The sequence below is a fragment of the Planctomonas psychrotolerans genome (assembly GCF_008642235.1).
GTDB lineage: Bacteria > Actinomycetota > Actinomycetes > Actinomycetales > Microbacteriaceae > Planctomonas > Planctomonas psychrotolerans.
This window is the reverse complement of the sequence record NZ_SJEV01000001.1, coordinates 1,297,029-1,311,418: the sequence shown is the minus strand read 5'-3', so window position 1 is coordinate 1,311,418 and position 14,390 is coordinate 1,297,029. Positions and strand designations below refer to the sequence as shown.

Genomic DNA, 14,390 nt, shown 5'->3' with positions numbered 1-14,390 from the left:
TCCCGGCACACGGCCAGCCTCGAATGTTACCCGCTCCTCCCCCGACCACGGCCACGGAGCGGCCGAAGCTTAAGATGGGGTGGATGGCAGCGCACACGCAGGAGACGTCGGGCGGGGTCCGTCGCGCGGTGATCGTGTGGAGTGTCGTGGCCGTGCTGTTCGTCTCGGCATTCGCGGGCGCCGTGGCCATCCTCAACGCCACCGTCTTCAGCGCGCCGGCGTTCGCGCGGTCCTACCTGGATGCGCTGGCCGGATCCGACGGCGGCGCAGCACTGGCGCATCCGGGCGTCGTCGTGCCCGACACCGGGTCGCGGGCTCTGCTCAACGGGGTCGCACTGGGGACGCTCGACGACATCGCGCTCGTGAGCGATGAGGCCGACGACGACGACGGCCGGACCGTCCGCTTCTCCTACACGTCCGAGGGTGCGCCCGGGAGCACCGAGTTCTCGCTGCGGCACGTCGGGCGGAACTTCCTCTTCTTCGACGGGTGGGAGTTCGCGCGGAGCCCCGTGGCCACGGTTCGGGTGCAGGTGCAGCACGCGACGGGATTCACGGCGAACGGCCTGGTTGTCCCGACCGACGGTGATCCGACGCCGATCGCCGAGGACGGCACGGCCGCCGGCGCGGAGTATGCCGTGTTCACCCCGAGCACCTATGTGCTGTCCCACCGGTCCCGCTACGTCGATGCCGGACCCGTCCGCGTCGCCGCGACGGAGCCGGGCGCCGCGCTGGATGCGGTGCTCACGGCCCAGCCGAACGCGATCTTCGTCGAGCAGGCGCAACGCGAGATCAACGCCTATCTGTCCGGCTGCGCCACTCAACGGGTCCTGTTGCCGGCCGGCTGTCCGTTCGGCAAGGCGATCCGTGACCGGATCGAGGGTGAACCCACCTGGTCGATCGCCCGCATGCCGGCCGTGACTCTGCAGCCCTACAGCGCCGACCCGAACGACCGTACCTGGCTCGTTCCCGAGATCGTGGGCACCGCGAACATCGTGGTGGATGTGAAGTCGCTGTTCGACGGCAGCGTGCGCACCCTCGACGAGGACGTGCCGTTCGGCGTCTCCTATCGCGTGACCATCCAGCCCGACGGCACACTCATGCTTCAGGGGCTGTGACCGGGGCCGGTCGTCGCTGGGACACCGCGACCCACTGACTCCGGCAGCGCCGCGGCGAGCGGTCAGCGTCGGCCGGCGAGGCGCGCCAGCTGCGCGTTGTACTCCGCGAGGTCCGCGTCTCCGTTCCGGTCGGCTTTGCGGTCGAGACGCTTCGACTCCTTGTCGTCGCTCCGGCTCCACATGAACGCGACGATGATCGCGAGGGCCACCGTGGGAATCTCTCCCACGCTCCAGGCGATGCCGCCCGCCGCACGCTGGTCCTCCAGGGCGTCGATGCCCCACCCCAGCGCGCCGTACCAGTCGGCGAGCAGCAATCCGGTCGACGTCATCAGCGCCAGCCCGAAGAACGCGTGGAACGCCATCGTGCCGAGCAGCAGGAGCAGTCGCATCGGGTAGGGCAGCTGAACGGGAGAGGGATCGACGCCGATGAGGGCCTGCACGAACAGGTACCCGACGATCAGGAAGTGCACAATCATCCACTGGTGGCCGATGTGGTCGGTCGTCGCCCAGCTGAAGAGCGGCGAGTAGTAGAAGAGGATGAGCGACCCGGCGAACAGCACGGCCGCGACGACCGGGTGACCGACGAACGCCGCGAAGCGGGAGTGCACTCCGAGCAGCACCCATTCGCGACCGCCGCGACTCCCGTCGGCACGACGCGTGGCGGCACGCATGACGAGGGTGACCGGCGCGGCCGGCACGAGCAGCAGCGGCACGACCATGCCGAGCGTCATGTGCGCGAGCATGTGCGCACTGAAGAGGTAGTCCTGGTACACGTTCACGCCGCCGTTGGTGACGTAGAACAGCAGGAGCATGCCCGACACCCACAGCACGGTGCGGTGCACCGGCCACGAGTCGCCGCGCTTCCGCAGCCGATGCACTCCGGCCAGATAGAAGAAGACGCCGAAGGCGGTGAGCAGCACCCACAGCACATCGACGTTCCACTCGGTGATGTAGCGGCTCAGGGTGAGCGGTGGGGGGAGCGGTTGTCCGGTCAGGATCTCGGCCGGCGTCGCCTCGGCGATCTCGGTCGCGGGCACCTCCTGCACCGGGGTGGCGGTGCGGGCGAGGGCCGAGGCGACCCCCGAGGCGATGCCCATGAAGGCGAGCTCGACCGTCACCAGCACCCAGAACGGGCCGCGCGAACCGGCCGGGTCCGCGCTGATCCGTCGCAGCATCCGACGGCGTTGCAGTGCGCCGAGCACTCCGAGGACCACGAGGGCGGACACCTTGACGAGCACGAGGATGCCGTACGGCGTGGTCAGTCGGTCGAGGGAACCGAGTCGGATCTCGGCGCTCACGTAACCGGACACCGCTACGACCAGGAACGAGACGAGCGCGACCGTGGAGTACCGGGCGAGCACGGTGGGGAGGCGATCGGGGTCGAGTTGCGGACGGAGCAGCACGATGACGACGAGACCACCCAGCCATACGGCGGCGAAGACGAGATGCAGGCCGAGCGCCGTCACCGCTGCGTCATGACTCTCGGTACCACCGGCGTGGCCCTGCTGCGCCATGGGCACGAGGCCGACGACGGCGAGCCCCAGGACGAACGCGAGCAGGGTCGGATTGCGCACCGCGAAGCACAGCACCGTCACGGTGGCGGCGATCAGCGTGGTGCCCACCCAGGCCTGACCGATCTCGGTGCTCGTGAGCACGACGCCGAGGGTCGACCCGAACGACGGGTCAAGGCTGAGCGGGAGGTTGGTGACCTCGAGGAAGACGAGGAAGCCGGTCGCGGCCGACGCCACGGCCCAGAACGCGGCCGCGCCGGCGGCGATGTCGAGTGCCCGGCCGAACTCCGGCCGCTTCGGGGTCAGCGCGAAGCAGGCGAGGAGCAGGGCTCCGAGCGTGACCGCGACGCCGAGGTTCACGAGGAGCTTGGCGACGGGAAGTCCGAAGCGGACGATCGGCCCGGGGTCGAGGAGGGGAAGCGGGGCCGCTGCACCACCGAAGACCAGCGCGGTCAGCAGAGAGACGAACGCGACACCGACGAGGAGTGCCGGACCGATGATGCGAACGGTTCTGGCCATGACCCACCAAGCCTAAGCGACCCGACTGATCATCACCCCCGGTGACCGCCGTTAACGACGGAAGGGAACGCCTTCCGGCGTCCCCCTCCGTGCAGAAAAAAAACGAACTACTTGACGGCAGCCTTCAGCTTGCTTCCGGCCGAGATCTTGACGCCCTTGCTCGCCTTGATCTCGATCGGCTCACCCGTCTGCGGGTTACGGCCGGTGCGGGCGGCGCGAGCGGTCTGCTCGACGGCGATCCATCCCGGGATCGTGACCTTGACGCCCTTGGCGACGTTGTCCGACAGCGTGGAGAACAGAGCGTCGAGGACGCCGTTCACGGCAGCCTGGCTCTGGCCCGACTCCGCGGCAACTGCGGCGACGAGATCGGTGCGGTTGAGGGTGTTATCTGCCATGGGTTGTCCTCCTAGGACGAAAGTGCCATTCGGTGGGAACAGCCTTCAGTGTTCGTGTCTGTGATGCGGCCGAGGAAGGCCTGGCGGTCAGGTACGACCGCTCAAAACCTACCAGCTTGACTTGGTGATTCCGGGCAATTCTCCCCGGTGTGCCATGTCGCGGAAGCGCACACGGGAGATGCCGAACTTGGCGAGGTTTCCCCGCGGACGACCGTCGACCGCGTCGCGGCCCCGGACACGGACGGGCGACGCGTTGCGCGGCAGCTTCTGCAGACCGACGCGCGCGGCCTCGCGGGACTCGTCGGTCCCGTTCGGGTCGACGAGCGCCTTCTTCAGCTCGAGGCGCTTCGCGGCGTAACGCTCGACGATGACCTTGCGCTGCTCATTGCGGGCAATCTTGCTCTTCTTCGCCATGGTTAGCGCTCCTCGCGGAAGTCAACGTGCTTGCGCACTACGGGGTCGTACTTCTTCAGCACGAGACGGTCGGGATTGTTGCGACGGTTCTTGCGGGTCACGTAGGTGTACCCGGTGCCTGCCGTCGAACGGAGCTTGATGATCGGACGGACGTCCTGCTGCTTGGCCATTAGATCTTCACCCCGCGAGCCTGGATGTCCTTGACGACCTTCTCGATACCACGAGCGTCAATGACCTTGATTCCCTTCGCCGACAGCGTGAGGGTCACGTTGCGACGGAGCGAGGGAACGTAGTACGTCTTCTTCTGCACGTTCGGGTCGAAGCGACGCTTCGTCCGTCGGTGCGAGTGCGAGATGTTGTGCCCGAAGCCGGGAATGGCTCCGGTCACTTGGCAGGTTGCTGCCATGATCTTCCTCCAATACCGCAGAGCGCGATGCCCTGCCCAAGATGTCTTGTCTGCGTGCTCGAGTCGCCGGTACGGCGCAACGAAAGTGTAGGCACGCGGTCCGCGAGGGAGGAGCCCCCACGGCCAACGTCAAATACTACGTGGTCGGGGGACTCCTCCGCAAACGTGGTCCTACGCGCGAGGACGGTCCAGGTGTCCGTCGTCCTCGGCCTGAGCCTCGGTGCCGCGCTCCGTCGGCGAGGCGATGACGGTCAGCTCGAAGTCATCCCCGTGCTGTTCGACGCCCTGCACCACCGCGTCGCGCATCATGCTCACCGCCACCTCGCCCCGCACGATCAGCGGGTCGGTGCGGAGTTCCTTCCACAGGGCGAAGGCGATGAGCAGCATGATCACCACGAAGGGCAGCGACGCGACGATCGTGAGGTTCTGCAGACCGGTGAGCGCTTCCGCGCCACCGCCGCCGATGGCGAGCATGATCGCCGCGACGGCGCCCATGAGAACGCCCCAGGTGACCACGACGGGCTTCGTCGGGGAGATCGCCCCCCGCTGGGACAGCGTTCCAATGACGATAGACGCGGAGTCGGCGCTGGAGATGAAGAAGATGCCGACGAGGAGCATCACGAGAATCGAAGTGACGCTGGCGAGCGGATAGGTGGCGAGCAGCTGGAACAGGGTCGAGTTGGAGCTGACCGCACCGTCGACGGTCACGTTCTCACCCGACTGCTGCGCGTGAATCACGGATCCCCCGAAGATCGAGAACCAGACGAGCGCGACGAGGGTCGGCGCGAGCAGCACACCCGTGACGAACTCCCGGATGGTGCGACCGCGGCTGATGCGCGCGATGAACATGCCCACGAACGGCGTCCACGAGATCCACCACGCCCAGTAGAAGATGGTCCAGCCCGACAGCCACTGGCTCATCTCGTCACCGGCGATCCCGGTGCGGGACGCCATGGTGGTCATGTCTCCGATGTAGCTTCCCACCGTGGCCGGGATGAGGTTCAGGATGAACAGGGTCGGGCCCACCACGAAGACGAACACGGCGAGCACGAGGGCGAGCACCATATTGGTGTTCGACAGCCATTGGATGCCGCGGGCAACACCGGAGACCGCGGATGCGACGAAGGCGATGGTCAGCACGGCGATGATGCCGATGAGAAGCGGTGTCCCGATGTCACCCACCCAGCCGTTGAACTGCAGGCCGGCGGCGATCTGCGTGGCCCCGATACCGAGGGACGCCGCGGAACCGAACAGGGTGGCGAAGATCGCGAGCATGTCGATGATGCGCCCGGCCATGCCCTCGCTCTTGCGGCCGAAGATCGGCCAGAACACGGAGGAGAACAGCTGCCTGCGGCCCTTGCGGAACGTGCCGTAGGCGATCGCGATGCCCACGACCGCGTAGATGGCCCACGGGTGCAGGCCCCAGTGGAACATCGAGGTGGCCATCGCCGTGCGCACGGCCTGGGCGCTCTCGGCCTCGGTCGTTCCGGGCGGTGGGCTCATGAAGAAGCTGAGCGGCTCGGCCGACCCGAAGAACATCAGGCCGATCCCCATGCCGGCCGCGAACATCATCGCGATCCATGAGACGGTGCGGAACTCCGGGCGCTCGTCGTCGGCGCCCAGTCGGATCCGCCCGTACTTGCTCGCGGCGAGCCAGATGACGAACACCACGAAGGAGCTCGTGGCGATCACGAACAGCCAGCCCGTGTTCCGGATGACCCAGCCCTCAGCGGTGGAGGAGACCAGCGACAGACTGTCGGTGCTGACGAAGCCCCAGACGACGAAGGCGACGGCGAGAACCGAGGTGACGCCGAAGACCATGCGGTCGACCTTGGGGTGCTTGGGGTCGTACAGCGCCATCGACGCCGCCGTGCGGGCCTGCAGGAGGCGGTGGCCGGAGTGGTCGACGGTCGCCCGTCGCGGCTCGGGCGGCGTCGCGTCGCGGAATCGGCCGAGCCTGCGGCTCGGCGTCGTGGGATCAGGTTTCGTCACTGCTGTCGTCTCTTCCGTCGCGGATGGCGCACAGCACACCGGGTGCAGCAGGCGTGGGCGGGGAACAGCCTGCAACCCTATCCACAGGTTGGGTCAGCCCGAAATCGGGCGCCATGCTCGGAACCGCCGGACAATGCCCGCGACAGGTCGGGTCAGGCCGTCGTCGCCCGGGTGCACGCGGCACAGAGGCCGAACACATCGACGATGTGCTGCGGTTGGCTGAACCCGTTGGCCGAGGCGACCTGGGTCGCCCAGGTCTCCACCGCATCCGCCTCGATCTCGACCGTGAGGCCGCAGTTGCGGCAGATCAGGTGATGGTGATGACCGTCCGTGGAGCAGGCTCGGTACAGCGCCTCGCCCTCCATCGACTGGAGGGAATCGGCCTCTCCGCCGTCGGCGAGATCGGAGAGGGCACGGTAGACCGTCGCCAGGCCGATCGGCGATCCGCCGTCTCGGAGCGCCGCGTGCAGACCCTGCGCGCTGACGAACCCGTCGGTCGTACCGAGGGCCTCTCGCACAGCCTCGCGTTGCCAGGTGTTCCGCTTCATCGGACCCACCGTATGCCCCGTAGCCGGGAGAATGCGACAGCGCCGAGGAAGAACGCGGCCGCGGTGAGGGCGATGGCCGCACCGGCGCTCACGGCGAAGGTTCTGGACAGCAGCACACCGGTCACCGCGGACACGGCTCCCACGACCGGCGCGATGGCGAACACCTGCATCGACGTGCGGGCCAGCACGAGCGTGGCGGCGGCGGGAGCGGCCAGAAGCGCGATGGCGAGGATGGATCCGACCGCCGGCATCGACACCACCACGGTGGCGGTGACGAGCCCGAGGGTGATCAGCTCGATCGTCCACTCGCGGTAGCCGGCAGCCCGGAAGCCCGTCGGATCGAAGGTGGAGTAGAGGATCTCCTTGCCGGTGAGGGCGAGCGTGACGATGGCCACGGCCAGCAGCGCACCGGCGATGCCGATGTTGGCGGGCGTCACGGTGAGGATCGATCCGACCAGGAAGCCTTCCACCTGCACGGGTACCGACGGGTTCGTGGCCTGCAGCAGCGCCCCGAGGGCGAATCCGGTCGTGAGTACGATGCCGGATGCGACGCTGCCGCCCACGCGGCTGATGCGGCCGAGCACGGTCATCACCGCCATCAGCATCACCGCGGCGACCGCCGCTCCGAAGAGCACGTTCACCCCGAGCAGCGCGGCCGCGACCGCTCCGGGGAAGGTGGCGTGCGTGAGCGCCTGGGCGAAGAACGCGCGCTTGCGCAGCACGACGAGACTGCCGACGAGCCCGGAGAGCGCACCGAGCACCGCCGCCGCGAGAAGCGCGCGCTCGAAGTACCCCATCAGGCACCTCCCGCCGGGGTGCTGTCGGGTCGCGGTCGACTGCGGTCGATCCCCAGCCGCACCGCGAGGGCGACGACGTAGCCCAGCACGAGCACCGCGACCACGGTGGCCCCGGCGGGCAGGTTCACCCCACCGCGCAGAGAACCGGCGAAGCTGATGCTGAGACCGACCCAGGCGGCGAGGATCGCGGCGAGCGCGGCCAACGGGAACAGGAGGACCAGCCGATCGCTGAGCAGTCGCGCGAGCGCCGCGGGCACGATGAGCACCGCCAGCACGAGCAGGTTGCCGACCGCACTCGACGCGGCCACCACCACGAGAGCGATGGCCAGGTTGAGGACGAGGTCGAGCAGGAACGGTCGATAGCCCGCGGCCGAGTTCCCGTTCGGGTCGAATGCTCGGAAGACCTGCTCCTTCAGGGTGAGCAGCAGCAGGAGCACCGCACCCGCGCAGATGAGCAGGGTGTGCAGCACCTCGTCGGCCGAGATGGTGAGCACCCGGCCGAACAACAGGGCCTCGAGCTGTCCGGCATAGTTCGACTGCCGGGATACGACGATGATGCCGACGCTGAACATCGCGGTGAGCACGATGGCGATCGCCGCGTCGGAGGTCGCCGCCCGTCGGGTGACCATCGTGAGCAGCACGGCGGCGACGAGCGCGGCGATCATCGCCCCCGCGAACAGTCCCGTCGCGCCTCCGAACACGAAGCCGATGGCCACGCCGGGGAACACGGCGTGGACGAGGCCGTCGCTCGTGAACTCCCATCCCCGCAGGTTCACCAGCACGCCCACGGTGCCCGCGGCGACTCCGAGCACCGCGAGCACGAGTAGGGCGCGGGCCATGAACGGCAGGGCGAAGGGCGTGAGGAACAGTTCGGCCACGTCGGTCAGTGCCCGTCGTGGCCGGGCGTGACGAACGTGTGCTCGTCGAGTTCCACCTGCACCTCGCGGAACGTGCGCTGCACGTTGTCGAGCGTGAGCACCTCATCCCGGTCGCCGTAGGCCACTTGGGTTCCGTTCAGGAGCAGCACGCGGTCGCAGACCTGCCGGGCCAATTCGAGGTCGTGGGTCGAGACGAGCACTGCGACCCCGCGCGCCTTGAGCAGCATCACGGTCTCGATGAGGGCGTCGCGGTTGACCTGGTCGAGACCGTTGAACGGTTCGTCGAGCAGCAGCAGGCGGGGCTCGGATGCGAGCGCGCGGGCGAGCAGACCACGCTGCTGCTGGCCGCCCGACAGCGTGCCGAAGCGGTCGCGAGCGCGGTCCTGAAGGCCGACGGCATCCAGTGCGGCGTCCACGGCGGCCCGGTCGGCGCGACCGGGGGCGCGGAACCAGCCGATCGAGCGGTAGCGCCCCATCATGACCACCTGGCGCAGGGACACCGGGAACTCGGGATCGAGGTCGTCGCTCTGCGGCAGATACCCCACCGCAGACCGGTCCACCCGCGAGCGCGGTTCGCCGAGAATCTCCATCGACCCCGCGACCAGCGGGAGGAGTCCGAGCACACCCTTCAGCAGGGTGGACTTCCCCGCACCGTTCGGGCCGATGAGCGCGACCGCCTGACCCGGTTCGACCGACACCGTGATGTCGGCGAGCGCCGCCGTGTGGCCGTAGGCGAACGTCGCACCGTCGAGCCGGAGCGCGGTGCCGCTCGGCCGCGGCGCGTCTGCCGGGGAAACTGCGGGGGTCATCCCGTCAGTGTTGCAGTTTCGGGGACCTCGAGTTGCGCCGGAACCTCGAGCGGGGCCGCACCCCACGACTCGACCAGCAGCGTGACGTTGTGCACCTGGGAGGCGATATAGGTCTCGCCTGCACTGCCCGCCGGGCCGAGGGAGTCCGCGTAGAGCGCGTCGTCACCGGCGTAGACGGTGACGCCCGCCTCCGTCGCGATGGTCTCGGCGGTCCGCGGCGAGATGGATGCCTCGGCGAAGATGGCGGTCGTGCCGGTCTCTCGGATCGCGGCCACGAGCTGATCGATCTCCGCGGCGCTCGGCTCGGCGTTGTCGTCGAATCCGGGGATCACGGATCCGACGTAGTGAACGTCGTACCGTTCGGCGAAGTACCCGAACGTGTCGTGATTCGTCACCAGGAGCCGCGACTCCGCGGGCACGGCCTCGATGCTCCCGTCGATCCAGTCCGCGAGCGTGGAGAGGTCGTCGATGTACGCGGCCGCATTCGCCTCGACGGCTTCGGCATCCACGCCGTCGACGGCGGTCAGGCCGGCGGCGATGCTCTCGACCATCGTGATGGCGTTCGCCGGGTCGCTCCAGATGTGCGGGTCGCCGGCACTGTGGTCGTGCGCGTGGTCCTCGTCGGCGGAGGTGTCGGTGCCCTCTGTACCGGCCGCCTCGGTGTCGGCGTCGGTCGCCTCGGTACCGGCCGCCTCATCGGCGTGCTCAGCGTGCTCCGCCTCGGTCTCGCCCGCGTGGTCGTCGTGCGCGTGGTCGTCCTCCGCGTGGCCCTCGCCCGCGTGCTCATCCTCCGCGTGGCCCTCGCCGGCGTGCTCGTCCTCGGTGTGGCCCTCGCCGGCGTGCGCGTCCTCCGCGTGCTCGTCCTCCGCGCCACCGGCCAGGTCTGCGACGGCGATGCCCTCGCTCGCATCGATGAGCACCCCGTCGAAGCCGGACGCGTTGACGGCCGAGTCGAGCCACTCCTCGAGACCGATGCCGTTCTGCACGACGGCGTCGGCATCGGCCATGGCGAGCAGATCGGCGGCGCTCGGCTCGTATCCGTGCGCGCTCTGGTTCGGCTGGATGAGCTGCGTCACGTCGAGGGAGTCCCCGGCGATGGCGCGGGTGAAGTCGGCGATCTGCGTGGTGGTCACCACCACGGTGGGTCGGTCCGTCTCGTCGACGGTGCCCGTGGCGCCCCCGGCTGGCGTGCCCGAACAGCCGGCCAGGACCAGGGAGCCGAGCAGGAGGGGGACGGCCGTGAGCGAGCGCTTCATGCGATCAATCTACGTACAATTGATAATGATTGTCAAAGTCTGGCGCATCGCTCGGTCGCAGGTGCACCTCGCCTGCTCACGACCGAGCCGCCCGACCCCCGAGGGGGATCGAGCGGCTCGTGTCAGTGGGTCGGACGTTACTTGAAGGCGTCCTTGATGTTTTCGCCGGCCTGCTTCACGGACGAGGCGGACTGGTCCTTCTGGCCTTCGGCCTTGAGGTCGGGGTCGTTCTTGTGCTCACCCGTGGCCTCCTTGACCTTGCCCGCGACGTCCTGAGCGGCGTTCTTGATCTTGTCGTCGAGTCCCATGTCGTACCTCCATTCATCGGGCGCATCGGCCCTTTCGTTCCACGGTACGCGCCGACCGAATGCCTCGGCTCCGTGTTCGCTGAGTACGGATCGGGCGAGAACCGACGTGATCGGAACGCCGAAGCCGAGATCGGTCAGGCGCTGGTGAGGGCGTGCGCCTCGATCACCGCGTCGAAGTGGAGCAGCAGCTCATCGCACACGGCAGACCACCCGCGGTTACGTACGCTCGCCACCGCGGCCGTCGAGAAGGCGGCGCGCTTTGCGTCGTCACCGAGGAGGTCGAGTGCATAGAGGCGCATCTCGTTGAGGTTCCCGGGCGGGTACAGCCAACCGGTGCGGGATGAGTTCACGAGATCCACCGGACCGCCTCGCCCCGTCGCGATGACCGGGACACCGGACGCCATCGCCTCCTGGATGGTCTGGCAGAAGGTCTCGAGCTCACCGGGGTGCACGAAGAGGTCGAAGCTCGCCATCGCGGTGGCGAGCTCCTCCCCGCCGAGGAACCCGGTGAAGAGCGCGTCGGGAAGCACCGCCTCGAGCGCGGCGCGCTGGGGGCCATCACCGACGATGACGATCCGCGTGTTCGGAATGCCGGCCAATGCCGCCAGATCCTGCACCTGCTTCTCCACGGCGAGCCGTCCGACGTACCCGATGATCCGTTCTCCGCCGGGTGCCACGGCGGCACGGAACGCGGCGCTGCGCTTGGTCGGCGAGAAGCGCACCGTGTCGACGCCGCGACCCCACACCCGCAGCCGTGGCACGCCTCGCGTGCGGAGTTGGTTGGCGGCGGTGCGGGACGGCGCAAGGGTGCGGTCGGCGGCGCGGTGGATGTTGATGACCCGCTGCCACGCCATGCGCTCCAGCGCGGGCAGGCCGTACCGGCCGAAGTATCCCGGAACATCCGTCTGGTACACGGCAACGGTGGGGATCTGCAGTTGCTGGGCGGCGCGAATCGCCCGCCAGCCGAGCTCGAACGGCGAGGCGAGGTGCACCACGTCGGGATCGAAGTCCGCGAGGATGCGACGCACTCGAGCGACACCGACCGTCGTGACCCGCACTTCGCGGTACCGGGCGAGGGGTACCGATGGCAGCCTGTGCACCGTGACACCGTCGAGCATCTCCGTCAGCTCGCGGTGCGATTCGGACGGGGCGAGCACGAGGACGTCGTCGCCGCGCTGCCGCAGGTGCTCGAGCACCCGCTGGAGGGAGTGGGTCACGCCGTTCACGGTGGGAAGGAATGTCTCGGCGATGATTGCGATCCTCATGGCTTCACGCTCGCCCGTGCCGGTAGCGGTGGCGCGGCAGCCGCGTGGCGGTTCCGCGAATCCTCGGTGAACGACTGGCGGCGGTGCCCGCGGTCCGCGGTCCGCGGTCCCGAGCGAACCCGCGCGGTCCCTGAGCCTGTCGAAGGGACGCGACTGGTTGCGGTCGTGTGGGGGTGCGGAGGTGGCGTGCTGGGGCTCCGCCCATAGATGCCCACCGACCCCCGAGCCCCACCACGCCACCTCCGCCCCCAGCTCTTCGGGGAACGCCCGGTTCTCCGGTGGACGAATACCTCACGAGGGCACGGTCCCTGAGCCGTTCACGGTCCCTGGGCTCGTCGAAGGGACACACCCCATACGGTCATGTCGCTTCGACAGGCTCAGCGACCGTAACTCGAGATCGCGACGCTCGCTGCGGTCCCTGAGCTTGTCGAAGGGACGCATACGTTCACGGTCCCTGAGCTCGTCGAAGGGACGCATACGCACACGGTCCCTGAGCTTGTCGAAGGGACGCTGGCAGCGCGGTCCCGCCGCTTCGACAGGCTCAGCGACCGTGGCTACCGGTCGACGCGACTCCCCCGGCGCGGGACTACTCGGGTGGGATGTCGAGCCGGTCGAGGAGTCGGGTTCTGGACTTGGTCGCGGGTCGCCACGTGCCGAAGTACTCGATCCACGGCGGCGGCTTCACTTCGGGGAGCCCGTGTCGCATGCGGATCTGCCACTGGGAGGTGTCGATGGTCCGGTGATGGAACCAGCACAGCAGCACACCGTTATCCGGATGCGTCGGCCCGCCATCCCGATCAGGGACCACATGGTGGATCTCGCACCATCCGGCGGGGATGGTGCAGCCGGGGATGACGCACCCGCCGTCACGGAGGGAGATCGCGCGTCGTTGTTGAGGGGTGAAGCACCGCTCCGGTGAACCGAGTTGCACGATCCGTCCCTCACTCGTGAGGACGACTTTCTGGATGCCGCCGGTGCAGACCATCTGCCGCACCGTCCGCATCGACACCGGACCCTCCACCCGATCCGACCAACCAACACCCCGGTTCGCCTCGAGGTCCTCGGCCCGGACCGATACGAGCACGGTGGGTGCGGCACCACCGATCTCGGGTGCCTGGCCGCTGCGGGCCATGGCGTCGATGATCGCGACGAAGATGTCATGCCGCTGCTGAGCCGGCGTCCGTAGGTCTTTCCCACCTTCCGCTTCGAACGCCGCCCGTTCCTCGTCAGACATGAATGCGGGTGCGGTGGTGGGGGTGAGGTACGCGTCGAACAGGGTCTTCACCCGTCCTCCGGCTTCCGCCATGAGCCGGAACGAACCGTGCAGTAAGCCGTTGCGTTCCGGACCGAACCGGAAGTCCCGGACCGCCATCGCCCGGTCCTCCGCCGGGTCGAGTCCGTCGGGGTCGAGCTTCGCCTGCCACACCGACACCATGACCCGAAGCGAGTCCGCCGACGCTGGCACCGTGCTGTCAGGGCCGGTGCCGGTGGCAGCGGCGACCAACTCGGTCTCCGCCTTTCCCAACTCGTCGAGAGGCCCGTGGGCGAGGAGCGGGGTGAGTCCCTTGGTGATCACCGTGGCGGCGTCGATACCCATGGTGCCGTCTTCGACGGCCTGAGCCACCAGATCGAATCGTGCTCTCGTGCGGTCGCCGCCCAGGAACGGGTCGCGACGCACATCACCGGCCAGTACTACTCGGCGGCGGGCCGTCGTCCCTGCGACCTGAGTGAGCTGCTCGATCAGATCTGCCGGGGTGCGGCAGCCGCGTGACACGGCCAGCCCACGCGCGCCGCGGGACGGCCGGGAACGATCCGCGACCTCGCCGGCCAGGGTGACGCGCAATGCGTCGACGCGACGGCCGAGGCGCTCGACCTCGGTGACAAGCGCGAGAGTGTCGGCATCGGTGAGGTCCGGAATGGTGGCGCACGGGAGAGCATCGGCGCACTCGGTGGCGAGTGCCCGGATGCGGGCGATCGGATCGCCGATGAGAGACGGTCCGTGCGGTGCCGGGGCTTCCGCGGCCGAGGGGTTCATGCAGGCACTATCGCACGCACCTACGACATTCTCACCCAGAGGTTTGAGCCGGTCAGTTGCCGTTTCTCGGTCGAGCTTGTGGAGGAGAAGAGGGGGGCGGTGGACGGCGCCTTATGTCCCTTCGACGGGCTCAGGGACCGTG

At 68.6% G+C, this 14,390-nt stretch carries 15 protein-coding genes; 1 reads left to right on the top strand and 14 read right to left on the bottom strand.

The features are described from left to right. Nucleotides 1–83 precede the first annotated feature (83 nt). Nucleotides 84–1,115, top strand: coding sequence for a hypothetical protein (locus EY822_RS05850; protein WP_150307410.1), 1,032 nt, complete (start codon nucleotides 84–86; stop codon nucleotides 1,113–1,115). A gap of 62 nt (nucleotides 1,116–1,177) precedes the next feature. Here EY822_RS05850 and EY822_RS05845 read toward each other — a convergent pair whose 3' ends face one another. The 14 genes from EY822_RS05845 to EY822_RS05780 form a co-directional block, all read right to left on the bottom strand. Next, on the bottom strand, nucleotides 1,178–3,145 hold the full coding sequence (locus EY822_RS05845) for a cytochrome c oxidase assembly protein (RefSeq protein ID WP_227497056.1): 1,968 nt from the start codon (nucleotides 3,143–3,145) through the stop codon (nucleotides 1,178–1,180). 107 nt (nucleotides 3,146–3,252) lie between these two features. After that, nucleotides 3,253–3,540 (bottom strand): HU family DNA-binding protein, encoded by a 288-nt coding sequence (locus tag EY822_RS05840; RefSeq protein WP_150307409.1) that lies wholly within the window; start codon nucleotides 3,538–3,540, stop codon nucleotides 3,253–3,255. A gap of 108 nt (nucleotides 3,541–3,648) precedes the next feature. Next, nucleotides 3,649–3,954 carry a 30S ribosomal protein S14 gene (gene rpsN, locus EY822_RS05835; RefSeq protein ID WP_150307408.1) on the bottom strand — a complete coding sequence of 102 codons (306 nt, stop codon included), beginning with the start codon at nucleotides 3,952–3,954 and terminating at the stop codon, nucleotides 3,649–3,651. A 2-nt stretch (nucleotides 3,955–3,956) separates the two neighbouring features. Beyond that, a complete protein-coding gene (rpmG, locus tag EY822_RS05830) occupies nucleotides 3,957–4,124 on the bottom strand; it encodes a 50S ribosomal protein L33 (protein WP_011187086.1) in 168 nt (55 codons plus the stop codon). Further along, nucleotides 4,124–4,360: a 50S ribosomal protein L28 gene (rpmB, locus tag EY822_RS05825; protein WP_150307407.1), complete on the bottom strand. Its 237-nt coding sequence runs from the start codon at nucleotides 4,358–4,360 to the stop codon at nucleotides 4,124–4,126. The genes rpmG and rpmB overlap by 1 nt, the downstream gene beginning before the upstream one ends. Nucleotides 4,361–4,531: 171 nt before the next feature. Continuing rightward, nucleotides 4,532–6,220: a BCCT family transporter gene (locus EY822_RS05820; RefSeq protein WP_150308782.1), complete on the bottom strand. Its 1,689-nt coding sequence runs from the start codon at nucleotides 6,218–6,220 to the stop codon at nucleotides 4,532–4,534. A gap of 284 nt (nucleotides 6,221–6,504) precedes the next feature. Then, the gene (locus tag EY822_RS05815) at nucleotides 6,505–6,900 is read right to left on the bottom strand and encodes a Fur family transcriptional regulator (protein ID WP_150307406.1); all 396 of its coding nucleotides are present in this window, start codon (nucleotides 6,898–6,900) and stop codon (nucleotides 6,505–6,507) included. Continuing rightward, nucleotides 6,897–7,697 carry a metal ABC transporter permease gene (locus EY822_RS05810; protein ID WP_150307405.1) on the bottom strand — a complete coding sequence of 267 codons (801 nt, stop codon included), beginning with the start codon at nucleotides 7,695–7,697 and terminating at the stop codon, nucleotides 6,897–6,899. The genes EY822_RS05815 and EY822_RS05810 overlap by 4 nt, the downstream gene beginning before the upstream one ends. Next, a complete protein-coding gene (locus EY822_RS05805; RefSeq protein ID WP_150307404.1) occupies nucleotides 7,697–8,575 on the bottom strand; it encodes a metal ABC transporter permease in 879 nt (292 codons plus the stop codon). The genes EY822_RS05810 and EY822_RS05805 overlap by 1 nt, the downstream gene beginning before the upstream one ends. A 5-nt stretch (nucleotides 8,576–8,580) precedes the next feature. Continuing rightward, nucleotides 8,581–9,384: a metal ABC transporter ATP-binding protein gene (locus tag EY822_RS05800; protein ID WP_150307403.1), complete on the bottom strand. Its 804-nt coding sequence runs from the start codon at nucleotides 9,382–9,384 to the stop codon at nucleotides 8,581–8,583. Further along, nucleotides 9,381–10,640 (bottom strand): metal ABC transporter solute-binding protein, Zn/Mn family, encoded by a 1,260-nt coding sequence (locus tag EY822_RS05795; RefSeq protein WP_150307402.1) that lies wholly within the window; start codon nucleotides 10,638–10,640, stop codon nucleotides 9,381–9,383. The genes EY822_RS05800 and EY822_RS05795 overlap by 4 nt, the downstream gene beginning before the upstream one ends. A 137-nt stretch (nucleotides 10,641–10,777) precedes the next feature. After that, entirely contained in the window at nucleotides 10,778–10,948 is a 171-nt protein-coding gene (locus EY822_RS05790) for a CsbD family protein (protein ID WP_150307401.1), read from the bottom strand. Nucleotides 10,949–11,082: 134 nt separating this feature from the next. Continuing rightward, on the bottom strand, nucleotides 11,083–12,213 hold the full coding sequence (locus tag EY822_RS05785; protein WP_150307400.1) for a glycosyltransferase family 4 protein: 1,131 nt from the start codon (nucleotides 12,211–12,213) through the stop codon (nucleotides 11,083–11,085). 586 nt (nucleotides 12,214–12,799) lie between these two features. Beyond that, nucleotides 12,800–14,248, bottom strand: a complete 1,449-nt coding sequence (locus EY822_RS05780; RefSeq protein ID WP_150307399.1) for an HNH endonuclease signature motif containing protein — start codon at nucleotides 14,246–14,248, stop codon at nucleotides 12,800–12,802. Between the last annotated feature and the right edge of the window lie 142 nt (nucleotides 14,249–14,390).